This is a genomic window from Pseudomonas sp. ERMR1:02, assembly GCF_002277815.1.
In the GTDB taxonomy this organism is placed as follows: domain Bacteria; phylum Pseudomonadota; class Gammaproteobacteria; order Pseudomonadales; family Pseudomonadaceae; genus Aquipseudomonas.
Window position 1 is genome coordinate 257,360 of sequence record NZ_NKJI01000001.1, and the last position, 26,901, is coordinate 284,260.

At 59.3% G+C, this 26,901-nt stretch carries 26 protein-coding genes and 1 pseudogene; 7 read left to right on the forward strand and 20 right to left on the reverse strand.

Features of this window, described 5'->3' with window-relative positions; translation table 11 throughout:
- Nucleotides 1–154 precede the first annotated feature (154 nt).
- Nucleotides 155–538, forward strand: a complete 384-nt coding sequence (locus tag CES87_RS01195; protein ID WP_128604604.1) for a helicase — start codon at nt 155–157, stop codon at nt 536–538.
- A 61-nt stretch (nt 539–599) separates the two neighbouring features.
- Here CES87_RS01195 and CES87_RS01200 read toward each other — a convergent pair whose 3' ends face one another.
- The 8 genes from CES87_RS01200 to exbB all read right to left on the reverse strand — a co-directional run bounded on the left by CES87_RS01200 (nt 600) and on the right by exbB (nt 8,685).
- Nucleotides 600–1,364, reverse strand: coding sequence for a Fic family protein (locus tag CES87_RS01200; protein WP_128604605.1), 765 nt, complete (start codon nt 1,362–1,364; stop codon nt 600–602).
- Nucleotides 1,361–1,618, reverse strand: a complete 258-nt coding sequence (locus CES87_RS01205; protein WP_128604606.1) for a hypothetical protein — start codon at nt 1,616–1,618, stop codon at nt 1,361–1,363. The genes CES87_RS01200 and CES87_RS01205 overlap by 4 nt, the downstream gene beginning before the upstream one ends.
- 224 nt (nt 1,619–1,842) lie before the next feature.
- Nucleotides 1,843–3,243 carry an aminoacyl-tRNA deacylase and HDOD domain-containing protein gene (locus tag CES87_RS01210; RefSeq protein ID WP_128604607.1) on the reverse strand — a complete coding sequence of 467 codons (1,401 nt, stop codon included), beginning with the start codon at nt 3,241–3,243 and terminating at the stop codon, nt 1,843–1,845.
- Nucleotides 3,244–3,321: 78 nt separating this feature from the next.
- Nucleotides 3,322–5,397, reverse strand: a complete 2,076-nt coding sequence (gene recG / locus CES87_RS01215) for an ATP-dependent DNA helicase RecG (RefSeq protein ID WP_128604608.1) — start codon at nt 5,395–5,397, stop codon at nt 3,322–3,324.
- Between the two features lie 9 nt (nt 5,398–5,406).
- Entirely contained in the window at nt 5,407–6,336 is a 930-nt protein-coding gene (locus CES87_RS01220; RefSeq protein WP_128604609.1) for a hydrogen peroxide-inducible genes activator, read from the reverse strand.
- Nucleotides 6,337–6,541: 205 nt separating this feature from the next.
- Nucleotides 6,542–7,291: an energy transducer TonB gene (locus CES87_RS01225; protein ID WP_128604610.1), complete on the reverse strand. Its 750-nt coding sequence runs from the start codon at nt 7,289–7,291 to the stop codon at nt 6,542–6,544.
- Nucleotides 7,288–7,713 (reverse strand): TonB system transport protein ExbD, encoded by a 426-nt coding sequence (exbD, locus tag CES87_RS01230; protein WP_128604611.1) that lies wholly within the window; start codon nt 7,711–7,713, stop codon nt 7,288–7,290. Before exbD ends, CES87_RS01225 begins: the two co-directional genes overlap by 4 nt.
- 6 nt (nt 7,714–7,719) lie before the next feature.
- Nucleotides 7,720–8,685, reverse strand: coding sequence for a tonB-system energizer ExbB (exbB, locus tag CES87_RS01235; protein ID WP_128604612.1), 966 nt, complete (start codon nt 8,683–8,685; stop codon nt 7,720–7,722).
- Between the two features lie 186 nt (nt 8,686–8,871).
- Here exbB and CES87_RS01240 point away from each other — a divergent pair, with 186 nt between their 5' ends.
- The gene (locus CES87_RS01240; RefSeq protein WP_128604613.1) at nt 8,872–9,729 is read left to right on the forward strand and encodes an NAD-dependent epimerase/dehydratase family protein; all 858 of its coding nucleotides are present in this window, start codon (nt 8,872–8,874) and stop codon (nt 9,727–9,729) included.
- A 135-nt stretch (nt 9,730–9,864) separates the two neighbouring features.
- Here the strand turns inward: CES87_RS01240 and CES87_RS01245 are convergent, their stop codons facing one another.
- From CES87_RS01245 to CES87_RS01270, 6 genes are all read right to left on the reverse strand, one after another.
- Nucleotides 9,865–10,605, reverse strand: a complete 741-nt coding sequence (locus tag CES87_RS01245; protein ID WP_128604614.1) for a hypothetical protein — start codon at nt 10,603–10,605, stop codon at nt 9,865–9,867.
- A gap of 67 nt (nt 10,606–10,672) precedes the next feature.
- Entirely contained in the window at nt 10,673–11,053 is a 381-nt protein-coding gene (locus CES87_RS01250; protein ID WP_003229509.1) for a RidA family protein, read from the reverse strand.
- A 27-nt stretch (nt 11,054–11,080) separates the two neighbouring features.
- Nucleotides 11,081–13,186, reverse strand: a complete 2,106-nt coding sequence (spoT, locus tag CES87_RS01255) for a bifunctional GTP diphosphokinase/guanosine-3',5'-bis pyrophosphate 3'-pyrophosphohydrolase (protein ID WP_128604615.1) — start codon at nt 13,184–13,186, stop codon at nt 11,081–11,083.
- Between the two features lie 57 nt (nt 13,187–13,243).
- Nucleotides 13,244–13,507, reverse strand: coding sequence for a DNA-directed RNA polymerase subunit omega (gene rpoZ, locus CES87_RS01260; protein WP_128604616.1), 264 nt, complete (start codon nt 13,505–13,507; stop codon nt 13,244–13,246).
- Between the two features lie 167 nt (nt 13,508–13,674).
- Entirely contained in the window at nt 13,675–14,295 is a 621-nt protein-coding gene (gmk, locus tag CES87_RS01265) for a guanylate kinase (RefSeq protein WP_128604617.1), read from the reverse strand.
- Nucleotides 14,296–14,307: 12 nt separating this feature from the next.
- Complete coding sequence (locus CES87_RS01270; RefSeq protein WP_128604618.1) at nt 14,308–15,171, reverse strand: YicC/YloC family endoribonuclease; 864 nt, start codon at nt 15,169–15,171, stop codon at nt 14,308–14,310.
- A 267-nt stretch (nt 15,172–15,438) separates the two neighbouring features.
- Between CES87_RS01270 and rph the strand changes: the two genes are divergently transcribed.
- The 3 genes from rph (at nt 15,439) to gltS (ending at nt 18,154) form a co-directional block, all read left to right on the forward strand.
- Nucleotides 15,439–16,161, forward strand: a complete 723-nt coding sequence (gene rph / locus CES87_RS01275) for a ribonuclease PH (protein WP_128604619.1) — start codon at nt 15,439–15,441, stop codon at nt 16,159–16,161.
- Nucleotides 16,162–16,189: 28 nt separating this feature from the next.
- Nucleotides 16,190–16,558, forward strand: a complete 369-nt coding sequence (locus CES87_RS01280; RefSeq protein WP_128604620.1) for a DUF4870 domain-containing protein — start codon at nt 16,190–16,192, stop codon at nt 16,556–16,558.
- Between the two features lie 387 nt (nt 16,559–16,945).
- Nucleotides 16,946–18,154: a sodium/glutamate symporter gene (gltS, locus tag CES87_RS01285; protein WP_128604621.1), complete on the forward strand. Its 1,209-nt coding sequence runs from the start codon at nt 16,946–16,948 to the stop codon at nt 18,152–18,154.
- Nucleotides 18,155–18,232: 78 nt separating this feature from the next.
- Here gltS and CES87_RS01290 read toward each other — a convergent pair whose 3' ends face one another.
- Nucleotides 18,233–19,012, reverse strand: coding sequence for an exodeoxyribonuclease III (locus CES87_RS01290; RefSeq protein ID WP_053163881.1), 780 nt, complete (start codon nt 19,010–19,012; stop codon nt 18,233–18,235).
- Nucleotides 19,013–19,094: 82 nt separating this feature from the next.
- Here CES87_RS01290 and pyrE point away from each other — a divergent pair, with 82 nt between their 5' ends.
- The gene (gene pyrE, locus CES87_RS01295) at nt 19,095–19,739 is read left to right on the forward strand and encodes an orotate phosphoribosyltransferase (RefSeq protein WP_128604622.1); all 645 of its coding nucleotides are present in this window, start codon (nt 19,095–19,097) and stop codon (nt 19,737–19,739) included.
- A 171-nt stretch (nt 19,740–19,910) separates the two neighbouring features.
- Here the strand turns inward: pyrE and argB are convergent, their stop codons facing one another.
- From argB to coaBC, 4 genes and pseudogenes are all read right to left on the reverse strand, one after another.
- Nucleotides 19,911–20,816 carry an acetylglutamate kinase gene (gene argB / locus CES87_RS01300; RefSeq protein ID WP_128604623.1) on the reverse strand — a complete coding sequence of 302 codons (906 nt, stop codon included), beginning with the start codon at nt 20,814–20,816 and terminating at the stop codon, nt 19,911–19,913.
- A 24-nt stretch (nt 20,817–20,840) separates the two neighbouring features.
- Nucleotides 20,841–22,226: pseudogene (locus CES87_RS01305) on the reverse strand (phosphomannomutase/phosphoglucomutase); the annotation flags it as partial.
- 183 nt (nt 22,227–22,409) lie between these two features.
- Nucleotides 22,410–22,865, reverse strand: coding sequence for a dUTP diphosphatase (gene dut / locus CES87_RS01310; protein ID WP_128604625.1), 456 nt, complete (start codon nt 22,863–22,865; stop codon nt 22,410–22,412).
- A gap of 5 nt (nt 22,866–22,870) precedes the next feature.
- Nucleotides 22,871–24,079, reverse strand: coding sequence for a bifunctional phosphopantothenoylcysteine decarboxylase/phosphopantothenate--cysteine ligase CoaBC (coaBC, locus tag CES87_RS01315; protein WP_128604626.1), 1,209 nt, complete (start codon nt 24,077–24,079; stop codon nt 22,871–22,873).
- Between the two features lie 135 nt (nt 24,080–24,214).
- Here coaBC and radC point away from each other — a divergent pair, with 135 nt between their 5' ends.
- Complete coding sequence (radC, locus tag CES87_RS01320) at nt 24,215–24,889, forward strand: DNA repair protein RadC (protein WP_128604627.1); 675 nt, start codon at nt 24,215–24,217, stop codon at nt 24,887–24,889.
- Nucleotides 24,890–24,992: 103 nt separating this feature from the next.
- Here radC and CES87_RS01325 read toward each other — a convergent pair whose 3' ends face one another.
- Nucleotides 24,993–26,576 (reverse strand): ABC transporter substrate-binding protein, encoded by a 1,584-nt coding sequence (locus CES87_RS01325; protein ID WP_128604628.1) that lies wholly within the window; start codon nt 26,574–26,576, stop codon nt 24,993–24,995.
- Nucleotides 26,577–26,901: the final 325 nt, after the last annotated feature.

A 26,901-nucleotide genomic window follows, 5' to 3' on the forward strand; every position in this document is an offset into this window, starting at 1 on the left:
GTGTAGGAGCGTTCAGTGAGGTGAGATAAATGTGACTTAGCAGTCATCATGTAGGAAACAGTATTGATCTTCTTCTAACACAACTCGATAGTAGCGTTCTTGCTTCAACTCGCTACACTGCGCCAGCCGTTCATTTTTCTATTGAGGCTTGCGCATGAAGTTTCGTTTTCTGCTGTGGATGATGGGTTTGTTGATGGGCAAGGCCAGTCGGACCAACCCGGCGTTCCAGCAGCAGTTGGGTGACAAGGAGTTGGTGTTTCAGTTGCAGACCCTGGACGGGAAAGTCGCACGGCATTTTCGGGTGAAGGATCAGCGCATCACCAGCAAGTCAGGCGTGTATGCCGAGCCTGCGTTTGCGATTGCTTTTAAAGACGCGGCTTATGGCTTTGCCACGATGCAGGCGAAGAACAAGCAGTTGGCGTTCATGACGGGGATTCAGGACAAGTCGATTCAGATCAAGGGCAACCCGGCGTTGGTGATCTGGTTTCAGGGGTTGACCAAGTATTTGAAGCCGAAGAAGGCCAAGCCCAAAGCTTGAGGTTTTTCAGGTCGCGCGCGGGGTGCTGCGTCGGGTCGCCGCCCGGAGCTAGTTCGCCTCCTCAGTCATCCGATTCAGGAGGCTCCCCGGCGTCGAGAGGCTGTGCCCTGTATGTCTTGTAGATCTGCTGGACTTGCGGGTTGTCCAGGCTCTCATAGGTGATGCCTTCCTTGTCCAGACCATCCAGGCCTCGGATGCCGCTGATGGTCTCAGGCCACTCGTCACGACTGGATATCTCAACAATGAACGGTTTCAGGTAGTTATCGAGATACCGCTCGCGAGGTTCTCGGATCTCGTCGCTGAGTGCCCGCAGGTAGTCGTCTTTGTTTGTCTTTGACCAGTCGATGGCGAACCTGGCTCGATAGCAGAGTTCCATGAAGACCAACAGGATTGTGCGCCCGTTGCCGTCCAGGAATGGGTGTGCGAAAGCCAGCTGGCCCATCACCCGGCCTGGCTGCTCTTTGAAACGCTTCTTGTCTGCTGCCAGCTCAAGCGCATAGTCGACAGACAACTTGATTGAGTCCGGGTGCTCGAAGAAGGTGCTTTGGGGATCGTTGTATGGACCCTTGAAGACTGCCAGGTGAGGTACAAGCTCGTTCCGATCTTTCCCTGCCCAGTGATAAAAGCCGGAGAACAGGACTTCATGGACTTGGAGCACGGCCTTGTAGTCGATTGGCTTCTTCTTGGCCAGATAGGCAAGGGCATCCTCGATGCTCAGTTCGAACGAGAGATGCTCTGACTCTTTTACTTCGGTGGGGTCTTTCAGTTGCAGCGAATTTTGCAGATATCCAGCAGCTTCGAAGTCGCCGAACGGATCGAAAGTCATGCGCTATGGTTCTGTGAACGCCTTTCCTGAAGGTAGCGTCCTTGGAGTGTCAGGGTCTCAGACTTGCTCAGAACACCTTTTTTCTTGAGATTGACGAGCAATTGTTCGACGCCATCCAACTCAACGACATCGCCAGCCATGCGGGTAATGATCACGGCCATACGGCTCATGCCGTCAGGATCAGCGGTAATGTTGTGATCTTTGGCCAGCTTGCGGACTTGACTTGCAACACTGACAGCCGCGGTTTGGGTCATCGGAAAGCCCTCTGTTTGCAGTCAAATAATAGCAGGGCGCTTGCTTTTTGTCCGTTGGCTCATGGGCGAAGATCAGGGAATGAGGGGGCACCCATGCCTGGGTTCAGTCAGTCAGACCGAGTTGGGTTCTTCGCGGGCAAGCCACGCTCCTACAGGATTTGTCGTTCAATACATGGGTGAACGACACAAATCCTGTAGGAGCGTGGATTGCCCGCGAAGCTTTTTCAGGCCTGGATGAATTGCGAAGCCAGTTCACGCAGCAGCATTTCGGCTTCGAGGACTTTGCTGACGACGTCTTCGGCTTTGGCGCGGCTCAGGCCGAGGCGTTCGAGCAGGGCGTCGGGGATGTCTTCGTCCGGGCCGGAACCGATGCCGCGGCTGCGTAGCAGGCGCACCGACAGGCACACCAGGTTCGGGTATTCGGCGTAGTCGCCGTCGTAGCCCGGATCGTGCTGGAAGCGCAGCGCGGTGGCCAGTTCATCGGGCATGTCCCAGTAGCGCATCAGCCACGCACCGATCTGTTCACGGCTGATGCCCAGCAGGTGTTGCTCGATGTAGCTGTGGCACAGGTGCGGGTTGACCTCCATGTGGCGGCAGATCAGCGAGAAGTGCGGCGGGAACACGTGGGCCAGCAGCAAGTAGCCGAAGTTGTGCAGCAGGCCGGCGAGGTAGGTCAGGCCGGCTTCCGGGCGCTGGGTGCGCGGCATGGCGCGGGTTAGACCTTCGATGACGGCCGCGGTGTAGATCGATTGCTGCCAGTACGGCGTGCTGTGTTGCGGGTGGTCTTTGGGCAGGCTCAGGGTTTTGCCCAGTGCCAGGCCCAGCGCCAGGTTGATCACCAGATCGAAACCCAGCACCCGCACGATGGCGTCTTCCACCGAACGAATCTTGCCCGGCGAGGCGTAGTACGGCGATGCCGCCCAGCTCACCACTTGCGCGGCCAGTGCCGGGTCGGTTTCGACCACGCCGGTGATGTCGTCGATGGTGGCGTTGGGGTCGACGCGCAGCTTGATGATCTTTTGCGCCGTTTCGGCCAATGGCGGAATTTCGATGGTCGCTTCCAGGCGTTGCTGGATGCGCCGCGCGGTGAACGCTTGAACCGCCTGGGTGATTTCCTCCCGGTCATCATCGGGGCGATCGAGGTTCGGGCGGATGCTGCTCAGCGGCTCACCGAAGTTGGCGGCACTGGCTTTGTTGAGCATGGATTTGAAGGCTTCGCTGCTGATTTCCAGCAACACATCCGGCTCACCCGAGTTGACCAGCACTTTCGGCTCGCGCAGCAGGCTTTCGTCGTACAGGCACGGCGAGCTGGTGAGCGAAGGCAGGCCTGGCAACAGGCTCAGGTTGTGCTTGCCGAGCATCTTGACCAGCCTCTCAGTCGGCACCGCGGTGAGGCGGCGGCCAGTGAGTTCGGTGAGGCGGTTCAGGTCGAGCAACTGGCTCTGCGGGAAAAGCACCATCAGCGAGCCGACGGCGTCATCGAGCAGCACGGCCTGGACCTTGCGCGCCGGGTTCAAGCCGTGATGGTCGAGGACTTCTTCATAGGCAATGCCCAGTTTGCCCAGCAACAGCCGAATAACCGACGGAGCGTGCGGGGAGGCGGGTGCGAGGGCAACTTCGGTCATGGTCTGTATCCGGATTAAAACAGTCGCGGGAGTATAACCAGCTTGCTCAAACCCATCCTCCAGAAACTGCGACGGTGCTCACACTTGGCCATATTGCTGCCCGTGACGCAGCCAGCGGTCGAGTAATGGGCTGACGTGGTCCGGCCAGCGTTCCAGCAAGGCTTGAGCGGCGTCGCGCACGGCGGGCAGCAGGTCGGCGTCGCGCATCAGGTCGGCGACCTTGAATTGCAGCAGGCCGGTCTGCCGCGTACCGAGCATTTCGCCGGGGCCGCGCAGTTCGAGGTCTTTTTCGGCGATGACAAAACCGTCGTTGGTTTCGCGCATGATACCCAGGCGCTGACGGCCGATCTGCGACAGCGGCGGATGGTAGAGCAACACGCAGTGGCTGACCGCGCTGCCCCGCCCGACGCGGCCGCGCAACTGGTGCAGTTGCGCCAGGCCCAGGCGTTCGGGGTTTTCGATGATCATCAGGCTGGCGTTGGGCACGTCCACACCGACTTCGATCACGGTGGTGGCGACCAGCAGCTGCAAGTTACCGGCCTTGAACTCGGCCATCACTGCGGCCTTCTCGGCGGGCTTCATGCGCCCGTGGATCAGCCCGACTTTCAACTCGCCGAGGGCGGCAGTCAGGTCTTCGTAGGTGGTTTCGGCGGCCTGGCACGTCAGCTCTTCCGACTCCTCGATCAGCGTGCACACCCAGTAGGCCTGACGCCCTTCGGCACAGGCACTGCGCACCCGTTCGATGACTTCGACGCGTCGGGTATCGGTGATCAGCACGGTGTTGACCGGGGTCCGGCCGGGCGGCAATTCGTCGAGAATCGAGGTGTCGAGGTCGGCGTAGGCGCTCATGGCCAGCGTGCGTGGAATCGGCGTGGCGGTCATGATCAGCTGATGTGGACACATCCGCCCGCCGACGCCTTTCTGCCGCAAGGCCAGCCGCTGTTGCACGCCGAAGCGGTGCTGTTCGTCGATGATCGCCAGCGCCAGGTTCTTGAACTGCACTTCGTCCTGGAACAGCGCATGGGTGCCGACCACCATCGGCGTGCCATTGGCGATCTGCTCCAGCGCGGCCACGCGGTTTTTGCCTTTGAGCTTGCCGGCCAGCCACGCGACTTCGATGCCCAGCGGTTCGAGCCAGCGCTTGAAGGTGATGAAGTGCTGCTCGGCGAGGATTTCGGTGGGTGCCATCAGCGCCACCTGGTATCCGGCCTCCAATGCCTGTAATGCGGCGAGCGCAGCGACCACGGTTTTACCCGCGCCCACGTCGCCCTGAATCAGCCGCAACATGGGCTCGCGCTGACTCAGATCGTAGGCGATTTCGTTGCCGACCCGTTGCTGTGCACCCGTGGGGGTGAACCCGAGGTTGGCCAGGTATTTGGCCGGCAGCTGCGTGGCTTTGGGCATGGCCGGCGCGCGCAGTGAACGCATGCTTTCGCGCAGGCGTTGCTGGGACAGTTGATGGGTCAACAGTTCTTCGAAGGCCAGGCGATGCTGGGCCCAGTGATGACCGAGGGCGAGTTCGTCGACATCGGCATCGGCCGGTGGGTTATGCAGGTAACGAATCGCGTCGGCCAGCGGCGCCAGTTGGTAATCGCGGGCCAGTTCGGTCGGCAGCCAGTCGGGCAGGCTGCTGGGGCCGAGCAAGGTCAGGGTTTGCATGCATAACTGGCGCAAGCGCTGCTGGGTCAGGCCTTCGGTGAGCGGGTACACCGGGGTCAGGGTTTCATCCACGGGCGGCGGTTCGTCGCCGGTAATGGCGCGGTATTCCGGGTGGTAGATTTCCAGCCCCGACGCACCTGGGCGTGCTTCGCCGTAACAGCGAACGCGCGTGCCGCGTTTAAGGCCTTCTTTCTGCGCGTTGCTGAAATGGTAGAAACGCAGACTGAGCCCGCCGGTACCGTCCTGCAGACGCACCACCAGGCTACGGCGACGGCCCATGACCACATCGGCGCCGCTGACGGTGCCTTCGATCACGGCGTCTTGCCCTGGACGCAGCGCGCCGATCGGGACCACGCGAGTGCGGTCCTGATAACGCAGCGGCAGGTGAAACAGCACGTCCTGGAGATTTTCCAGGCCAACCTTGGCCAGTTTCTCGGCCATGGCTTCGCCGACACCCTTGAGTGCCGTCACTGACACTTGCGACAACTCAGTCATGACGCTTGCTTAGCCCGCCACCACCTGCGCGGATGGCTTGGCCACCGAGCACAGGCGAATGGAGTCAGCGAGGATTTCAATGGCCTTCGGGCGCGGGAAGCTCGCGCGCCAGGCGATGGCCACGGTGCGAAAAGGCGTCGGCGGCGACAGCGGCCGGACTTCGATCACGCCGGGGGCGTAGTGATGGCTGTCGACCGCCGATAGCGGCAGGATCGAAATCCCGAGGCCGGACGCAACCATGTGGCGGATGGTTTCCAGCGAGCTGGATTCCACCGTGGTGTGCTTGGCGCCATCGTTGCCTTTGGCCAGCGTCGGGCAAGCTTCCAGCACTTGATCGCGGAAGCAATGGCCTTCGCCGAGCAGCAGCAGGCTCTTGTCGTTGAGCAGGCTGGCATCGATGGTTTCTTTTTGCGTCCATGGGTGCTGTGCCGGCATCAGGACGTAGAACGGTTCGTCGTAGAGCTGCAGAGTCAGGACGTCAGCTTCGTTGAAAGGCAAGGCGATGATGATCGCGTCGAGCTCACCGTTGCGCAATTTGTCGCGCAGCACATGGGTGAAGTTTTCTTCGATATACAACGGCATCTGCGGGGCGACCCGGTGCAGTTGCGGAATCAGGTGTGGAAACAGGTACGGGCCGACGGTATAGATCGCGCCGACTTTCAGTGGTGCGGTCAATTGGTTCTTGCCGGCCTGGGCCAGTTCGCGAATACCTTGGGCCTGCTCCAAGACTTTTTGGGCCTGGGCCACAATGCCTTCGCCGACCGGGGTCAGGCGCACGGCGCTTTTGCTGCGCTCGAAAATCAGCACACCGAGTTCGTCTTCAAGCTTTTTCACGCCCACCGACAGGGTCGGCTGGCTGACGTGGCAACGCTCGGCCGCGTGGCCGAAGTGCTGCTCTTGGGCGAGGGTAACGATGTAGCGTAATTCTGTAAGAGTCATAGCAAGCGTCCATGAAGATGCGGGCCAAGCATACCGGCTGCAATCGATAGACGCACGTTATCAGAGAGAGTGTGTGTAGGAGCAGCCGGTCGACGCTCGATTGCTCGCGAAAAACCTGACACCGGCGCGGGGCGTCAGGCTTGCAGCGTTATCGTTGACGACCATCCCGAACAGGCTCGCTCCTAACATAGGTTTCGGCAGGGCTTTACCGTCGGTGTTTGTCTATCGAGTAGACAAAGGGTGCAACGATTTCTATGGAGCCGTTGGTGAGCATGTGGGCCGGAGGTTTTGGCAGCGGCTGGGCGCGGCGGATCATTTCCAGGGTGGCCCGGTCCAGATCGGCAGTGCCTGAGGCGCCCACCAGCTCGAATGACAAGACGTTGCCTTCGGCATCCACCACGAAACGCAGGCGGTTCATACCTTCTTTGCCCCGTGCCTGTGCGCTGGCCGGGTACTTCTTGTATTTGGCCAAATGCGCGAGCAGGGTGCCTTCCCAACTGGCCTTAGCCGCCACTTGAGCTGCCGATGGACCCGGTGCAGGCTGAGCGGATTTTTCAGTCGGCGCTGGCGTCGGCGCTGCTTCGCTCGGTTTTGCCTCGGACGGTTTTTCCTTCGGCGGCTCGGGCTTTTTCTCCACAGGCTTAGGCGGTTGAGGCTTTGGCTTGGGCTTGACCGGTTTCGGTACTGCAATCTCGGCCTTCGGCGCTTCGGCCAGCTTCGGTATCGGCAGTTCTTCAACGGGAGCCGGTGGCTGCGGTGGTGTGACGACCTTCGGCGGTGCGGGCGGTGGCGGGGCTGGAACCGGTGCCAGCTCGACCATCATTGCCTGTGGCGGCAATTCGATGGGCGGGCGGGCGGTCCAGTTCACGGCCAGTGCGATGGCCAGCGCGTGAACGCCCAGCACCACGGCCAGGCTACCGCTGTAACGCGTCAGCTTATGGCGCGTCGTGATCATTTCTTGACTGACTCGAGTCCGACCAAACCGACCTTCAGGTAACCGGCCGAGCGCAGGTTGTCCATCACGCTCATCAGGTCGCCGTAATCCACACCTTTATCGGCCTGGAAGAAGATCGTCGTGTCTTTCTTGCCATGGGTCCGGGCGTCGAGCGTGGCGCCGAGTGCTTCGGCCTTCACTTCGTCTTCGCCAAGGTACAGGCGTTGGTCAGCCTTGACGCTGAGGAACACCGGTTTCTCTGGCCGCGGCGCCGGTTTGGCGGTGGACGCAGGCAGATCGACCTTGATATCCACGGTGGCCAGCGGGGCCGCCACCATGAAGATGATCAACAGCACCAGCATCACGTCGATGAACGGCGTGACGTTGATTTCGTGGTTTTCGGACAGATCGTCGTCTGCGCCTTCTTTCAAATGCAGGCCCATGGCCGATTACCCCACTTTCACCATGTGCGGTTGCGAGCTGCGCTCAGGCTGGTGATCAAGGTCGCGGCTGACCAACAGCAGGACTTCTGCCGACGCGTCGGACACCTGCGCCTTGTATCCGGCGATGGAGCGGGCAAACACGTTGTAGATCACTACCGCAGGAATCGCCGCGACCAGGCCCAGCGCAGTTGCCAGCAGGGCTTCGGCGATGCCGGGGGCCACAACGGCAAGGTTGGTGGTCTGGGTTTTGGCGATGCCGATGAAGCTGTTCATGATGCCCCACACGGTGCCGAACAGGCCTACGAACGGGGCGGTGGAGCCGATGGTAGCGAGCACGCCGGTGCCGCTGCTCATGTTGCGGCCGCAGGCTGCAACCAGGCGCTCAAGACGGAAGCTGACGCGTTCCTTGATGCCTTCTTTCTCGCGGCTGGTGGCCGACAGGCGCATCTCTTCCAGGGCGTCGTGGACCAACAGGTTGGCGAGGGTGCCGGCCTTGGTTGCCGAAGCGCTGGCTTCTTTCAAGGTTTTGGCTTTCTTCAGTTGGACGATTTCGTTGCGCAGACGACGCTTGGCTCCCATCAGCTCGAAGCCTTTGGCAATCCAGATGGTCCAGGTGATGATCGATGCGATCGCCAGGCCGATCATCACGATTTTCACGATGATGTCGGCGTTCTGGTACATACCCCACGGCGACAGATCATGGGCCATGCCCAGGCTGTTGTCGGCTTCGAGAACTTCAGGAACGTTTTCGCCGAGGGCTTCTTGAGCAGGTGCTGCCTGGGCCTGGGCCTGGGCGGTCGCGGCAAGAGCAGCAGTCGGAGCGGCCTGGTCAGCTGCGGTCGCAGTGGCAGGTGCTTGCGCGTCAGCGAATGCCGCGGTTGGTGCCAGCATCAAGCTGAGCAGCAGGGCGGCCACTGCGCTCCAGGCGCGAGGTCGTTTGGTTGGCGAAGCGGGGATTTGATTACGTGTCATGCTAGCCGGACCTGAGATAGAAAAACGATGGCGCTCTTCCAGGCCTCGTAAGGCCGAGAACAAAAGTGGGGCGTATTATTGCAAACAATTCTTGTTAACAAAAGTAATAGAGTCTCTTTTTCTTGTATTGCTAGCCGCTCGCACATTGCCAGCGCTAGTCTGTCCGTTTCCAAGGGGAGTTTTCTGATGTCCGCGCCTTCTGTTTTGATCGCCGGTTGCGGTGATGTCGGCAGTCGTCTGGCCACACAATTGTTGGCTGGTGGGTGGGAGGTTCATGGTCTGCGGCGCGACGTCTCACGCCTGCCCGAGGGTGTGATTGGCGTTGCCGGCGACTTGTTCGACAAGGACTGTCCGGCGACCTGGCCAGTCGGCGCGGTGGATTACCTGGTGTATTGCGCGGCCGCCACCGATCATGACGAAGCCGGTTACCGCGCCGCCTATGTTCAGGGCTTGCAGCATGTACTGGAGTGGCTGGATGACTATGGCCAGGTGCCCAATCGCCTGTTGTTTGTTTCCAGTAGCAGCGTTTACGGTCAGCAGGCGGGCGAGTGGGTCGACGAGGCTTCTGCGGCCGTAGCGGCGGGCTATTCGGGGAGTGTGATGCTCGAAGCCGAGCAGATTGCCCTCAATAGTGGAATTGCGACCAGCATTGTGCGTTTGACCGGCATTTACGGTCCGGGGCGCGAGTGGCTGTTGACCCAAGTGCGTCGGGGTTATCGCGTGGCGGTCGATCCGCCGTTGTATGCCAATCGGATTCATGCCGACGATGCCGCCGGGTTGATGGCGTGCCTGCTTGAGGCGGATCGACGTGGCGTGGCGCTGGAAGATATCTACATCGGCGTCGATGACGCACCGGCAGCGCTGGCGGATGTGGTGGGCTGGTTGCGCGAGTATCTGGGTGTGACCGAATGGGCGGAAGACGCCAGCGTGCGCCGTACGGGGAGCAAGCGATGCAGCAATGCGCGGGCGAAAGCATTGGGGTGGACGCCCAAGTATCCGAGCTTTCGCGAAGGATATGCCGCGATTCTTGAAGGTCGCTGCTGACTTTCAAACACCCTGAAATCGTAGGAGCCGGCTTGCTGGCGATAGGGTCGTCACATTCAACTCTGCGTTGATTGTCAGGCCGCAATCGCCAGCGAGCCGGCTCCTACATTGATTTGCGTTGGTTCCCGGGGCAGGTTACTGCTTTTCCAGCAACCACTTGCGATCACCCGGCGTGAACTGAGGCATTTCATCTGCCTGCGCCGTATTCACCGTCTGGAAAATTTCCAGCTCTTTGCCTTTGCGCGCAAAGATCCAGGCGTTTCCTTGCCCGTTGAGCTGCAGCCACATGTTGTCGTTGCCGCCACTCATCGAGGCGCAGTCGCCGGCCAGGCACAAAGCATAGCGATCAGTACCCGGCAGGCCGGTCACTTGACCGTCGGCCTGGAACTGCACGGTGTTGCCTTCGCCTTGGCCGCTGATGACCTTCCAGCTACCGCCCATGTAGGCCGAATACAGCGCGCGTTCGAAGCTGGCGCCAATCGGTGCGCCATCCGGTACCGGAATCAATGCGCGATCGAAGACCTGGGCGGGTTCGTTTTCGGTCGCCGCCTGGCTCAAATGCTTGCCGTTGCGCTTCAGCTCACTGCCGGAGCTGCCATAAAAGTCGACTTTCCAGGCACCGGACTCTTCGCCCAGCAACTTGCCATCGACATTTTCAAAACCATTGGTGTAACGGACCTGACCGGCCTTGGTGTTGACGTCCCATTCCAGGTTCGGGCCATAGGCCTGGAGCGCTTCACGCAGGGGGACGCCCTTGGATGCAGCGTCGATCGCCACCTGATTGATCCAGGTGCCACTGATATCACGGTCGGCAGGGTTGCTGGCACAACCGCCCAAAAGCAGGGCGAGCAGCGAGAGAGCAAGCGCTTTGCGCATGGTGGAATCCTTTCAGACTTTCTTTACAGCAGAGCAGTCGGCGCAGCCCGAGGCTGCGCCGGACACATTACTCGATGACCAGGATGGCATCCATTTCAACCTGCGAACCCTTTGGCAGGGCCGCTACGCCGATGGCGGCGCGGGCTGGGTAAGGCTGGTCGAAGTACTTGCCCATGATCTCGTTGACCTTGGCGAAGTGGCTCAGGTCGGTGAGGAAGATGTTCAGTTTGACGATGTCCTTGAACGAGCCGCCGGCGGCTTCAGCCACGGCTTTGAGGTTCTCGAACACCTGGACGGTCTGGGCTTCGAAGCCTTCGACCAGTTCCATGGTTTTTGGGTCCAGAGGAATTTGACCCGACATGTAAACGGTGTTGCCAGCCTTGATCGCCTGGGAGTAGGTACCGATGGCGGCCGGGGCTTTGTCGCTGGTGATAACAGTCTTGGTCATGAAGGACTCCTTGTAATTGATGGATGGCTACGCGCGCATGCGGGTGATGCGGATCACCCCGGTCAGGGCGCGCAGTTTCTTGATCACGCGGGCCAGGTGCACACGGTCGTGCACGCTGACCACCAGTTGGACGACGCTGATGCGACCATCGCGTTCGTCCATGCTGATTTTTTCGATATTGCCGTCGGCCGCGTTCACGCTGCTGGCCAGCAGGGCGATCAAGCCGCGCTGGTGTTCCAGTTCGACGCGCAGTTCGACATTGAACTCGCCGGTGACATCCTTGGCCCAAGAGAGCTGGATGCATTTTTCCGGGTTGTGGCGGATTTCGCTGATATTGCGGCAGTTGTCCAGGTGCACGACCATGCCTTTGCCCGCAGACAGGTGGCCGACAATCGGGTCGCCAGGAATCGGTGTGCAACATTTGGCGTAACTGAGCACCAGGCCTTCTGTACCGCGAATCGCCAGCGGACCTTCCGGGCTCGGCAACTGTTCGCCTTCGCCGAGCAGTCGGCGCGCGACCACATAGGCCATGCGATTGCCCAGACCGATGTCTTCGAGGAGGTCTTCGGCCAGTTCGAGACGGTACTCGGTGAGCATTGCCTTGACGCGCTCGGCTGGGATTTTTTCCAGCGAGCTGTCGAAACCGTTGAGAACCTTGTTCAGCAGGCGCTCGCCCAGGCTGATGGATTCGGAGCGGCGTTGCAGTTTCAGCGCATGGCGGATGTGCGTGCGCGCCTTGCCGGTGACCACAAAGTTGAGCCAGGCCGGGTTCGGCCGTGCGCCCGGAGCGCTGACGATCTCGACTGTGGAGCCGCTTTGCAGCGGTTCGGACAGTGGCGCGAGACGACGATTGATCCGACAGGCAATACAGCTGTTGCCCACGTCGGTGTGCACCGCGTAAGCGAAGTCGACCGCCGTGGAGCCTTTGGGCAGCTCCATGATTCGGCCCTTGGGCGTGAACACATAGACCTCGTCCGGGAACAGGTCGATCTTCACGCTTTCGATGAATTCCAGCGAGTTGCCTGCGCGTTGCTGCATTTCCAGCACGCCTTTGACCCACTGGCGGGCGCGGGCGTGAGTGCCTTTTGGCTGCTCGTCGCCGCTGGATTTGTATAGCCAGTGGGCGGCGATGCCGTTATTGGCCATCTCTTCCATTTCACGGGTGCGGATCTGGATCTCGATCGGAACACCGTGCATGCCGAACAACGTGGTGTGCAGCGACTGATAGCCGTTGGCCTTGGGAATCGCGATGTAATCCTTGAAGCGCCCCGGCAACGGTTTGTACAAATTATGAACAGCACCCAGCACGCGGTAGCAGGTATCGACCTTGTCGACGATGATCCGGAATGCGTAGACGTCCATGATCTCGTTGAAGGCCCGACGCTTGCCGCGCATTTTCGTGTAGATGCCGTAGAGGTGTTTCTGGCGACCGCTGACCTCGCCCTGGATGCCGTCGATGGCCAGGCAGTGGCTGAGTGATTCTTCGATCTTGTTGACGATTTCCTTGCGGTTGCCCCGGGCACGTTTCACGGCCTGGTAGATCCGCGCGGAACGCATCGGGTGCATCGCCTTGAAGCCGAGGTCTTCGAATTCTATGCGGATGGCGTGCATGCCCAGCCGGTTGGCGATGGGCGCATAGATTTCCAGGGTTTCCTTGGCAATGCGTCGGCGTTTTTCGCCGGACAGCACTTCCAGCGTGCGCATGTTGTGCAGGCGGTCGGCCAGTTTGACCAGGATCACGCGAATGTCGCGGGCCATGGCCATGGCCATTTTCTGGAAGTTTTCGGCTTGTGCCTCGGCCTTGGTCTCGAAGTTCATCTGGGTCAGTTTGCTGACCCCGTCGACCAGTTCGGCCACGGTCTCGCCGAACTGCGCTTGCAGCGCTTCCTTGGCAATACCGGTGTCTTCGATCACGTCATGCAGCATGGCCGCCATCAGGCTCTGATGGTCCATATGCATTTCGGCAAGAATATTCGCGACCGCGAGTGGGTGCGTTACGTACGCCTCGCCGCTACGGCGGCGTTGACCGTCGTGGGCTTGTTCGGCGTAGAAATACGCTCGGCGGACCAGGTTGACCTGGTCTTTACCGAGGTAGGTCGATAAGCGATCGGCGAGGGCGTCTATGCTCGGCATGATGTCTCCTGCCGTAAGCTTTGTTCCCGCGCCGTGCTACGTCGACCAGGCATAGGCTTAGACGGCCTCGTTGGACTCGTCCTCGAACGCAGCAAAAAGCGGTTCATCTTCAACGATTTCGGCTTCGGCGATAGCTGCGTAGTCGATCAGGCCTTCAGCGATTTCACGCAGGGCGACAACGGTAGGCTTGTCGTTTTCCCATGCTACTTTCGGCTCTTTGCCACCGGTGGCCAGTTGACGGGCACGCTTGGTAGAGAGCATGACCAGCTCAAAGCGGTTATCCACGTGATTCAGGCAGTCTTCAACGGTTACGCGGGCCATGGTCTTCCTCGTAGCAAATGCAATATGCGCGCTGCCCGGATGGGCGAGCGGACTCAACAGTTTAAAAAATCACCAGCGATTAGGGAAGCGCTGATTTTTTGATCAAACTCTTCAACGCGCTACAAGTGCCAATGTAAAGCCCTTGCAGCTGTTTTGGGAAGAGCGGATCAGCCAAGCAATTCAGCCAATAATTTGCCGTGGCGTTGCTGCTGACGCTTCTGTTGCAGCTGGTTGGCGCGAAAAATCGCCTTCAAATCATGCAGTGCGTGGGCGAAATCGTCGTTGATGATCAGGTAGTCGTAGTCGACGTAGTGGCTCATCTCGCTGACGGCTTCGCGCATCCGACCATCAATGATCTCGTCGCTGTCCTGGCCGCGGTTGGTCAGGCGCTGGTGCAAGGCTTGCAATGATGGGGGCAGAATGAAGATCGAACGCGCCTGAGGCATCAGCTTGCGCACTTGCTCGGCGCCTTGCCAGTCGATTTCCAGTATCAGGTCGTGGCCTTCGTCCAAGGTTTGCTGCAAGTGGCTTTGCGAGGTGCCATAGAGATTGCCGAACACTTCGGCGCGCTCAAGGAAATCCCCGTGTTCGATCATCTTCACGAACTCGCTGCGTTCGACGAAGTGATAGTTCACGCCGTCCACTTCACCGGGGCGCATGGCGCGGGTGGTGTGGGAGACCGAAACGCGGATCTCTGGATTGGCGTCAGTCAAGGCCTTGACCAGGCTGCTCTTGCCTGCGCCCGATGGGGCGGAAATGATGTACAGGGTGCCGGTGCTGTGGGTCATGTCGGGTTTGCCTTACTCAATATTCTGCACTTGTTCGCGCATCTGCTCGATCAACACCTTGAGGTTGACCGCCGCCTGGGTGCTGCGCGGGTCGAAGGCTTTGGAGCCCAGTGTGTTGGCTTCGCGGTTGAGCTCCTGCATCAGGAAGTCCAGGCGCCGCCCGGCAGCGCCGCCGGATTTGAGTACCCGACGAACTTCGATGATGTGAGTGCTCAGGCGATCCAGTTCTTCGGCGACGTCGCTTTTTTGCGCGAGCATGACCATTTCCTGCTCCAGGCGCTGCGGGTCCATCTCGGCCTTCATGTCGGCAAAGCGGTCGAGTACTTTCTGGCGTTGGGTGGCGAGCATTTGCGGAACCAGTTCGCGCAGCGTCACCACGTCTTCTTCAATGGACGTCAGGCGATCGTTGATCAACCGCGCCAGCTCCGCGCCTTCGCGCTCGCGGCCGGCCTTGAGTTCTTCGAGGCCCTGGTTGAACAGCGCCAAGGCTTCAGCGTTCAAGGCTTGCGGATCGCTTGCATCTCCCACCAGTACGCCTGGCCAGGCCAGAACTTCGAGCGGGTTGAGCGCCGCTGGATTTTTGATCAGGCCGGCAATGGTCTCGGCGGCGGCGACCAGTTGCGCAGCGCGTGCCTGGTCCACTTGCAGCGGCTTGCCGGTGTTTTCTTCTGTGAAGCGCAGGGTGCATTCGAGCTTGCCCCGGGACACACCCTGGCGCAGCGCCTCGCGGACGGCGCCTTCGAGGTCGCGAAAGGATTCCGGTAAACGCAGGTGGGGTTCCAGGTAGCGGCTGTTGACCGAGCGCAGTTCCCAGCTCAGGGTGCCCTGAACACCGGCTTTCTCGACGCGGGCGAAGGCGGTCATGCTGTGCACCATGGAGGTACCTCGCAATGCAGATCGGCCCGGAACTGGTATTCCGGCAATCCGATATCAATGAATTTAAGCCGACTGGCAGCAAAGGCGCCGGATTGTAGCGCAGTGCGGTGGATGCGCCCAAACACACGGTGTCACAAAGGGCTGCAGGCCGTCGGCGATGGGCTATTCAGAGCCTTCGGTCGTCGGAGGATTTTTTTAGAAGTGCCCAGTCGTGGCTGGCGGCTCTATAATGCTCCGCAGTTTTCCGTCCCCGTACAGGTATCCCTTATGAAACGTCCAAGTGGTCGCGCTGCCGATCAGCTCCGCTCGATCCGCATTACCCGCAACTACACCAAACACGCCGAGGGATCTGTACTGGTCGAGTTCGGTGATACCAAAGTCATCTGCACCGTCAGCGTCGAAAACGGCGTGCCGCGGTTCCTTAAAGGTCAGGGCCAGGGTTGGTTGACCGCCGAGTACGGCATGCTGCCGCGCGCAACCGGTGAGCGTAACCAGCGTGAAGCCAGCCGTGGCAAGCAAGGCGGCCGTACCCTGGAAATCCAGCGTCTGATCGGCCGTTCCCTGCGCGCTGCGCTGGACATGTCCAAGCTGGGTGACGTCACCCTGTACGTCGATTGCGACGTGATCCAGGCCGACGGCGGCACCCGTACCGCGTCCATCACCGGTGCCATGGTCGCACTGGTCGATGCCTTGAAAGTGATCAAGAAGCGCGGCGGCCTTAAAGGCGGCGACCCACTCAAGCAAATGATCGGTGCCGTTTCTGTCGGCATGTACCAGGGCGAGCCTGTGCTCGACCTCGACTACCTGGAAGACTCGGCTGCCGAGACCGACCTGAACGTGGTGATGACCAGCTCTGGCGGCTTCATCGAAGTGCAGGGCACCGCCGAAGGCGCGCCGTTCCAGCCGGAAGAGCTGAACGCGATGCTGGAGCTGGCGAAGAAAGGCATGAACGAAATTTTTGATCTGCAAAAGGCTGCGCTGGCTGACTGATCGGATTGTTCCGCGCAAGGAGGACGCCATGAATGACGAGCAACAGCTGCTTCCCACCCCGAGCAAAGAAGTTCGGCAGTGGGCGATGTTTTGTCACTTGTCCGCCTTGCTGGGGATCTGGATTCCGTTCGGTACGCTGATTGGCCCGTTGATTTTGTGGCAGATGAAGCGCGAGATGGACCCGTTCATCGATGCCCAGGGCAAGGAAGCGCTGAATTTTCAGATCACCGTCGCTATCGCTTCTGCCATTTGCTTCCTGTTGATGGTGGTGATTATCGGGTTCTTCCTGTTTGGTTTGATCGCCATCGGGGCGTTGGTGCTGACGATCATTGCCGGGGTAAAGGCCAATGAAGGTTTTCCGTACCGTTATCCTTTCACATGGCGTTTGATCAAATAGGCTCGTTCAAAACCTCCATGTTGGAAAATGCAATTTCGAATGCGTGAAAAAAGCCCTGACTTGTCGGGGTTTTTTTACAACTAAATTAAACTCTATTGTATGTAGGATTAATCTGGTTTAGATGAATGACAGGAGAAGCTTATATATATGTTGCCTTTACATCTTTAGTCACAACTGTGATGCTTTAGAGCTGCCCAAGTCCTTGGCAGCAAGACTTTGTGATTGCTAAAGTCTGCGCACGAAATATCCATTCTGAAATATTTCTATATGTTCAAGCCATCGAAGGTACTTGAATTCCTGTGTTGTCAGTGTTGAGACAATCAGCCGTTTCATGAAGCGCGGACAGGGAAAGGTTCGCCTCTGAATATATAGCCAAGAATAATCCAAATGATTCAGCTCGATTTTTATGGAACGCTCGTGGCCGCTTCCCTCGTACTTCTTCTGGGGCGTGGCCTTATTGCGCGTGTTGGTATTCTGCGCAATTTCAATATTCCCGAGCCTGTAGCGGGTGGCCTGTTGGTCGCCCTGGCTCTTCTGTTGTTGCGAACGCTTAATGTTGAAGTTCGCTTCGACACTTCGCTGCAAACTCCCCTGATGCTGGCGTTTTTTGCCACTATCGGTCTGAGTGCAGACTTCGCCAGTCTCAAGAAAGGCGGTCGCGTAGTAGGGGTATTTCTAATTGCAGTCATTGGGCTCTTGGTGCTGCAGAACGCCATGGGCATCGGACTCGCAACAATGCTGGGGCTCGATCCGCTGATGGGTTTGTTGACGGGCTCAATTACCCTGGCGGGCGGTCACGGAACTGGCGCTGCGTGGGGAACGGTATTCAATGAGAAATACGGCCTGGCTTCCGCCTCTGAACTGGCGATAGCCTCCGCGACGTTCGGTCTGGTGTTGGGTGGATTGATCGGTGGTCCGGTGGCGCGCTTGCTCATCAAGCGTGTGGAGGTGCCCTCCTGCAACATGAAGGAGGGGCCGCGCCTGCCGAAGGGTTTTGAACAGCCGAACAAAGAGCGCTCGATCACGCCCTCTACGTTTATCGAAACTCTGGCTCTGATCGCAGTCAGCCTGCTGGCTGGCAATCTTTTGAATGGTCTGCTGCACGGGACGGCATTCGAGTTGCCGACATTCGTTTGTGTGCTGTTTGTGGGCGTGTTGCTGCGCAACGGTCTTTCAGCATTTGGTTTGTATCGGGTATTCGAGCGTGAAGTCTCGGTGCTGGGTAATGTCAGCTTGTCGCTTTTTCTTGCCATCGCGCTGATGTCGCTCAAGCTGTGGGACTTGGCGGCGCTGGCTTTGCCGATCTTCGTCATCCTGGCTGTGCAGGCGTTGGTCATGGCGCTTTTCGCGATTTTCGTGACGTTCAGAATGATGGGCAGCAACTACGATGCGGCGGTGTTGGCGGCAGGGCACTGTGGTTTCGGGTTGGGTGCGACGCCAACGGCCATCGCTAACATGCAGGCAGTGACGCAGCGCTTCGGGCCTTCGCAGATCGCATTCCTGGTAGTACCGATGGTGGGCGCGTTCTTTATCGACATTATCAATGTCATCGTGATCAAGCTGTATTTAGCCCTGCCGTTTTTTGCCGTGACCTGACGCGTGCCTCATTCCGACTAGCGCATAAAAAATGCCCGTATCTCGCGATGCGGGCATTTTTTCACTGCGAAACGACGCCTAGATGGTCAACGTCCAGTCGTAGTCCACGATCAGTGGCGCGTGTTGCGAGAACCGCGGCTGGCGTGGCAGGCGTGCGCTGCGTACAAAGCGGCGCAGGCCCGGGGTCAGCAGTTGATAGTCGAAGCGCCAGCCGAGGTTGAGCATTTCGGCTTGTTCGTTATCCGGCCACCAGCTGTACTGATCGCCTTCACGGCTGACTTCGCGCAGGGCATCAACGTACCCCATGTTGCCGACAATCTCGTCCATCCAGGCGCGTTCAGGCGCCAGGAATCCCGGAGATTGCTGGCTGTCGCGCCAGTTCTTGATGTCCAGTTTCTGTTGCGCCACGTACAGCGAGCCACAATAAATGTACTCGCGGCGTTTGCGCCGCTGCTTGTCCAGGTATTTGGCGAAGTCGTCCATGAGCTTGAATTTCTGATTCAAGTCTTCGTCGCCGTTCATACCCGACGGAAGCAGCAAGGTAGCAATACTGACTTTGTCGAAATCGGCTTGCAGGTAGCGCCCGTAGCGGTCGGCCGTCTCGAAACCGAGACCGCTGATGACAGCCTTCGGTTGCAACCGCGAGTACAAAGCCACACCACCTTGGGCGGGAACTTCGGCGTCGCAGGCATAAAGGAAGTATCCATCCAGTTGGAAGGCTGGATCGTCCAGTTCAAAGGCGGAGGCACGGGTGTCCTGCAGGCAGATGACGTCGGCATTCTGTGCTTGCAGCCAACTGAGCAAACCTCGCTCGACCGCAGCCTGAATACCATTGACGTTCACACTGATGATCCGCATAAATGGCCCCAAAAATCGCGTGCGTGTATGATACACGGCGTCAAGCTAATTAGCTAAATCCGTGGTATTTGGGGTTTTTTTCATGCAAGCGTATCAGCGCGATTTCATTCGTTTTGCCATCGATCGCGGCGTTTTGCGCTTCGGTGAGTTCACCCTGAAGTCCGGGCGCACCAGTCCTTACTTCTTTAATGCGGGCCTGTTCAACTCGGGTTCGGCCCTGGCGCAGCTGGGTCGTTTCTACGCCGCAGCCATTACCGAAAGCGGCATTGCGTTCGACGTTCTGTTCGGGCCGGCCTACAAGGGAATCCCTTTGGCGGCGACCACAGCCGTGGCGTTGGCCGAGCATCACAACCGTGACCTGCCATGGTGCTTCAACCGCAAGGAAGCCAAGGCCCATGGCGAAGGCGGCAGCCTGGTTGGCGCACCGCTGACTGGCGACGTGCTGATCATCGATGACGTGATCACAGCGGGCACCGCCATCCGCGAAGTGATGCAGATCATCGCTTCCCAGGACGGCGCGAAGGCTGCCGGCGTGCTGATCGCCCTCAACCGCCAGGAGCGCGGCAACGGTGAGTTGTCGGCGATCCAGGAAGTTGAACGTGATTTTGGCATTCCGGTGATCAGCATTGTTTCGTTGAACCAGGTGCTGGAGTTTCTGGCTGACGATCCGCAGCTCAAACAACACCTGCCTGCCGTCGAAGCGTACCGCGCCCAATTCGGAGTCTAGCGCTTACCCCTGTAGGAGCGAGGCTTGCCCGCGAAGAGGCAGGCACATCCAACATAGATGTTGGCTGTTGAATCGCCTTCGCGGGCAAGCCTCGCTCCTACAGGGGATCGGCGTTCAAAAAAAGACCCCGCTCAGCCTGGCTGAGCGGGGTCTTTTTGGGTGCGCTATCGCTTAATGACGCTTGCGATTGCTGATCAAGGTGCCCACACCGGTGTCGGTGAAGATTTCCAGCAGGATCGCATTCGGCACGCGTCCGTCGATGATCAGCGAGCTACCCACGCCGCCCTGAACCGCTTCCAGCGCGCAACGGATCTTCGGCAGCATGCCCCCATAGATGGTGCCGTCGGCGATCAGATCGTCCACCTGCTGAGTGCTCAGGCCGGTCAGAACCGTGCCCGACTTGTCCATCAGGCCAGCGATGTTGGTCAGTAGCATCAACTTCTCGGCCTTCAGCGCTTCGGCAACTTTACCGGCCACCAGGTCAGCGTTGATGTTGTACGACTCGCCATTGGCGCCGACGCCGATTGGCGCGATTACCGGGATGAAGCCACCTTTGACCAGCAGGTTCAGCAAGTCGGTGTTGATCCCGACCACTTCGCCGACGTGACCGATGTCGATGATTTCCGGCTGGGTCATCTCCGGAGTCTGGCGAGTGACAGTGAGTTTTTTCGCGCGAATCAGTTCGGCGTCTTTACCGGTCAGGCCGATGGCGCTGCCGCCGTGACGATTGATCAGATTGACGATGTCCTTGTTGACCTGACCGCCGAGGACCATTTCCACCACGTCCATGGTCGCGGCATCGGTGACGCGCATGCCATCGACAAAGTGGCTTTCGATCGACAGGCGCTTGAGCAAATCACCGATTTGCGGACCGCCACCATGAACCACTACCGGGTTGATGCCAACGGCTTTCATCAGCACGATGTCGCGGGCGAAGCCGGTTTTCAGCTCCTCGCTTTCCATCGCGTTGCCGCCGTATTTGATCACCAGCGTCTTGCCGACATAGCGGCGAATGTAAGGCAGCGCTTCGGACAGGACCTTGGCGGTATTGGCGGCGGCATCGCGTTCGAGGGTCATTCAGGGCTCCGGTGCTTCAATAAATCAAAACGATAGTTGGAGATCAGGTGCAACACGCTTCAACTGGACATGAAATACGTCCTTGATGCGCTGCAATTCAGCCTCGTCATCGGCCTCGAAGCGCAATACCAGCACCGGTGTGGTGTTGGAGGCGCGAACCAGGCCCCAGCCTTTGGCATAGTCGACTCGCACGCCGTCAATGGTGGTCAGGTCGGCGCCTTCTCCCCACTGTGCGTCATGCAATGCATCAATGATGCTGAATTTGCTCTCTTCGGTCACATGGATATTGATTTCCGGCGTAGAAATATCGTTCGGGAAGGTCGCGAACAGCTCTTCGGCCGATGATTTTTCCTTGCTGAGGATTTCCAGCAACCGCGCAGCACTGTAAATGCCGTCGTCGAAGCCGAACCAGCGCTCCTTGAAGAAGATGTGCCCGCTCATTTCGCCGGCCAACAAGGCGCCGGTTTGTTTCATTTTCTTTTTGATCAACGAATGACCGGTCTTCCACATTAGCGGACGACCGCCGTATTCCTCGATCAGCGGGGTCAGGCGGCGGGTGCATTTGACGTCGAAGATGATTTCCGCGTCCGGGTTGCGCGCCACCACGTCGCGGGCGAACAGCATCAGTAGACGGTCCGGATAGACGATGCTGCCGGTGTTGGTCACCACGCCGACGCGGTCACCGTCGCCGTCGAAGGCCAGGCCGATGTCGGATTTGGTTTCCTTGACCTTGGCGATCAGGTCGATGAGGTTTTCTGGCTTGCCCGGGTCCGGGTGGTGGTTCGGGAAGTTGCCGTCAACTTCGCAGAACAGCGGGATGACTTCACAGTTCAATGCTTCGATCAGTTGCGGGGCAATCACACCGGCCGCGCCGTTGCCGCAGTCCACCACGACTTTCAAGCGTCGGGCCAGTTTGATGTCCTGGACGATCTCGGTGGTGTAGCGGTCGAGGATTTCGGTTTTGGTGATGCTGCCTTTGCCGCTGCTCAGGTTGTTGTCTTTGAGGCGGTCGTGCAGGGCCTGGATCTGCTCGTTGGCCAGGGTGTCGCCAGCGATGACGATCTTGAAACCGTTGTAGTTCGACGGGTTGTGGCTGCCGGTCAGCATCACGCCGGATTTGCCGGCCAGTACGTTGGCGGCGTAATACAGCGCAGGGGTTGGCACCAGTCCGACATCGCTGACATGGCAGCCGCTGTCGGCCAGACCCAGGATCAACTGTTCCACCAGTTCCGGACCGGACAGACGACCGTCACGGCCGACGGAAACATTCGGTTCATTCTGGGCCAGGCTTTGGGCACCGATGGCGCGACCGAGCCAGTAAGCCGTTTCAGCATTCAGAAATTCCGGAACGGTGCCACGAATATCGTAGGCGCGGAAAATGCTGTCAGGGAACTTGGGGGCGACGCGGGTAGGGGTGCTCATCTGCAGAAATGCTCCATCTCGAAAGTGGCTGGACCTGCCTGCGAATCATTCGTCGGCGGGCTCAAACTGAAAGGTATGACGGCGTTTTCCGCAGAGAGTTCGTGGTGCGAAAGGGCCATGACACCTGTAAAGGCCGGCCCACACCTTGATTTTCGCGACTCCCCTGTCGTATCAGTGGCTGCCGGAATGACCAAAGCCGCCGGTACCGCGCTGGGTCTCGACGAACTCTTCAACCATCTCGAAATGTGCTTGAACCACCGGCACCAGCACCAGTTGCGCCAGGCGTTCGCCGACGGCCATGGTGAAGTCAGTCTGACCACGGTTCCAGCACGAAACCATCAGTGGGCCCTGGTAATCGGAGTCGATCAGGCCAACCAGATTGCCCAGCACGATGCCGTGCTTATGGCCCAGGCCAGAGCGTGGCAGGATCAGCGCCGCGAGATTCGGATCACCGATATAGACCGACAGGCCGGTGGGAATGAGTACGGTCTCACCCGGTTTGATCACGATGTCGTTTTCCAGCATGGCGCGCAGGTCGAGGCCGGCGGAGCCTGGAGTAGCGTATTGCGGCAGCGGGAATTCGGTACCGATGCGAGGGTCGAGGATCTTGGCTTGCAAAGTGTGCATGTAAATTAAACCTGGTTCAGTCGTTCAGCGATAAAAGTGATCAGCTGGCGTGCAATCTTGCTCTTGCTGGTCTGGGCGAAAAGTGTGGCGTGTAGCTGGCGGTCGATCACGCTGCAGGCGTTCTCTTCGCTGTTGAAGCCGATGCTCGGGTTGGCAACGTCGTTGGCGACGATCAAATCGAGATTCTTGTCTTTCAACTTGCGGGCAGCGTAGTCGAGCAGGTGTTCGGTTTCAGCAGCGAAACCGACACTGAACGGACGGTCGGGACGCGTGGCGATGCTCGCCAGGATGTCCGGGTTGCGCACCATTTGTAGCAACAAGCCGTCGCCGTTCGTAGGATCTTTCTTAAGTTTTTGTGGTGCGACGACTTCCGGGCGGTAATCCGCGACCGCCGCGGAGGAGATGAACAGGTCGCAAGGGATCGCGGCTTCACAGGCGGCGAGCATGTCGCGGGCGCTGACCACGTCGATGCGCGTGACACGATCCGGGGTCGGCAGGTGCACCGGGCCCGTGATCAGGGTCACGCGGGCGCCGGCTTCCACCGCCGCTTCGGCCAAGGCAAAGCCCATTTTTCCGGAGCTGTGGTTGGTGATGTAGCGCACCGGATCGATATTTTCCTGGGTCGGGCCGGCGGTAATCAGCACATGTTTACCGGTCAGCGCCTGGCGCTGGAAGCAGTCCGCGGCGAGCTGGGCAAGGTCGGTGGCTTCGAGCATGCGACCCAAGCCGACATCGCCGCAGGCCTGGCTGCCGGAGGCCGGGCCGAAGACTTTCAGATCACGGCTTTCAAGGGTTTGCAGGTTGGCTTGGGTCGCCGGGTCGCGCCACATGGCCTGGTTCATCGCCGGGGCAACGGCGACCACCGCATCGGTGGCCAGCACCAGCGTGGTCAGCAAGTCGTCGGCAATGCCTTGGGCCAGTCGGGCGATCAGGTCCGCGGTGGCGGGGGCGATCAGGACCAGGTCAGCCCATTTTGCCAGCTCGATGTGGCCCATGGCCGCTTCGGCCGCCGGGTCCAGCAAGTCCAGGTGCACAGGGTGCCCGGACAGGGCCTGCATGGTCAGCGGAGTGATGAATTCGCTGCCGCCACGGGTCATGACCACGCGCACTTCCGCGCCCTGGTCCATCAGGCGGCGAACCAGATCGGCGCTTTTGTAAGCAGCAATGCCGCCGCCGACGCCCAGAACAATGCGTTTCCGATACAGCCGCTGCATAGGCCTGCCTTTCAATTCGTTGGTGACTGCGTTGCGATACCCCCTCCCCAGGAGTGAAATCGCCCGCAAAAAAGATGGGCTACGATATCACAGCGACCGCTACGGAACAGCGGCGCCCACAGACAGGGAGGTGCTATGAGTATTCGCGATTGGCCGGCAGCGGAGCGGCCGCGGGAGAAGCTTCTTGATCAGGGCTCGGCAAGCCTTTCGGATGCCGAGTTGCTGGCAATCTTTTTACGAACCGGCGTGTCCGGCAAAAGCGCGGTGGACCTGGCGCGGCATCTGCTGAGTCAATTTGGCAGTTTGAGGTCGCTGCTGGAAGCGGATTTACCGGCGTTCAGCACGCAGCTGGGACTGGGGCCGGCAAAGTTCGCACAATTGCAGGCGGTGCTTGAGATGGGTCGGCGGCATTTGGCCGAGCGTTTACGCCACAGATCGGTGCTGGAAAACCCGCAAGCCGTTCGTGATTACCTGAAAGCGATGCTGCGCCATGAGCCCCATGAGGTGTTCGGCTGCCTGTTTCTGGATTCCAAACATCAGGTGCTGACCTTTGAGGCACTGTTTCGCGGCTCCATCGACAACACCAGTGTTCATCCGCGAGAAGTGGTCAAGCGCGCATTGGCGCACAACGCCGCGGCCCTGATCCTCTGCCACAACCACCCGTCGGGCAACACCGACCCCAGTCAGGCCGATCGATTACTGACCAAGCGCCTGCAAAAGGCGTTGGAGTTGATCGATGTGCGGGTGCTTGACCATTTCATCATTGGGGACGGCGATCCGCTTTCGATGGCCGAGTACGGGTGGATGTAAGGCAACCCTGTAGGAGCGGGCTTGCTCGCGAAAAACGGACGGACAATGCGGTCTACCAGGCACGCTGCGTCATCGTTGACGTTCTTCGCGAGCAAGCTCGCTCCTACAGTTTGACTTTAGAAAAGTCCTGCCGACCGAACGGGCTGACCGAATAGCCCTCGACATCCTTGCGCGTCAGGGCGAAAGCCGTCGGGTGGGCCAATGGCAGCCACAGTGCCTGTTGCTGGATCTGCGCCTGGGCCTGTTCGTAGAGTTTGGTGCGCACACCTTGTTCGCCGGTGGTCTTGCCGGCGCTGATGAGCTTGTCCAGGTCCTGGTTGCAGTAGCGGGCGAAGTTGGTCCCGGACTTGACCGCGGCGCAGGAAAACTGTGGCGTGAGGAAGTTGTCCGGGTCGCCGTTGTCGCCGGCCCAGCCCATGAACAGCAAGTCATGTTCACCGGCTTTGGCGCGGCGAATCAGTTCGCCCCATTCGATCACGCGAATTTCGGCTTGAATGCCGATTACCGCGAGGTCGGACTGCAGCAGTTGGGCGCCAAGGCTTGGGTTCGGGTTCAGCAGGCTGCCCGAAGGGCGAGTCCAGATCGTGGTCTGGAAGCCGTCCTTGAGCCCGGCCTTGGCCATCAGTGCCTTGGCTTTGGCCACGTCATGCGGGTAGCCCGGCAGGCTTTTGGCGTAGCTCCAGGTATTGGGTGGATAAGGGCCGTTGGCTGGCTCGGCGGTGTCTTCGAAGACGGCTTTGACGTAATTGGCCTTGTCGAAGGCGAAGTTGATCGCCTGGCGTACTTCAGGCTTGTCCAGCGGTGGATGCTGACTGTTGATGCCGACGAATGCGGTCATGAACGCGTCAGTCTTTTCCACTTTCAAGGTCGGTTCTTTCAGTGCTGCCTGTACGTCCAGAGGCTTGGGCGACAGGGCGATCTGGCACTCATTGCGACGCAGCTTCTGCAGGCGCACATTGGCGTCCGGGGTGATGGCGAAAATCAGCGGGTCCACCGAAGGCTTGCCGCGGAAATAGTCCGGGTTTGCCTTGTAGCGGATCGACGCGTCCTTCTGGAAGCGCGTAAAAACAAACGGGCCGCTACCGATCGGCTGGCTGTTGAGCTTTTCCGGGGTGCCGGCCTTTAACAATTTGTCGGCATATTCAGCCGAATAGATCGAGGCGAAGCCCATGCTCAGGGTCGCCAGGAAAGTCGAATCAGGGTGGTCGAGGGTAAAACGCACGGTCAATGGGTCGAGGGCATCGATTTTCTTGATCAGCGCCGGCAATTGCATTGATTGCGCATGCGGGAAGCCGCTCTGGGCGACTTTGTGCCACGGGTTGGCCGGATCAAGCATGCGGTCGAAGCTGAATTTCACGTCTTCGGCGGACATTTCACGCGTCGGGCTGAAGTAGTCGGTGCTGTGGAATTTTACCTGCGGGTGCAGCTTGAACTCATAGGTCAGCCCATCGGGGGAGACTTCCCAGCTGTCGGCGAGGCTGGCGACCACTTTGCCGCTGGCCGTGTCGAAGTCCACCAGACGGTTCATCAGCACATCCGCCGAGGCGTTGGTGGTGGTCAGCGAGTTGTATTGCACTACATCGAACCCTTCGGGGCTGGCCTCGGTGCAGACGCTCAGGGCGGCCGCCATAGCCTGTGGGCTCAGCAAAAGAGGGGCGAGCAACAACGGTAGGGCAGCGAGGCGCATTGTCGGATTCCTTTACAGATCGAAGGCCCATCTGCAAGTGCAGTCTGGAAAAGGCTTACCCTAGTGACCTCTTTTGCAAATGACTATCCCCTTTTTCATTTTCAGTGGACTATAGGCGATTGATTTTGCTGTGCTCCGATGTAAAGCCCTGGATTTGCGAGACGGGCAGATTCTCTGCGACGAGTGGTCGATATCGCCGACAGCCTTTATCCAAAGCGCTTGAGGCGTAAAAAAACGGGTTTTTCTCCATTCAAGGCGCAGCGAATGTTGTTGCTCTCCAGTCTTTCTGGTATAAAGCAGCGCTCTTTTCTAGGGGCCCGGTTCC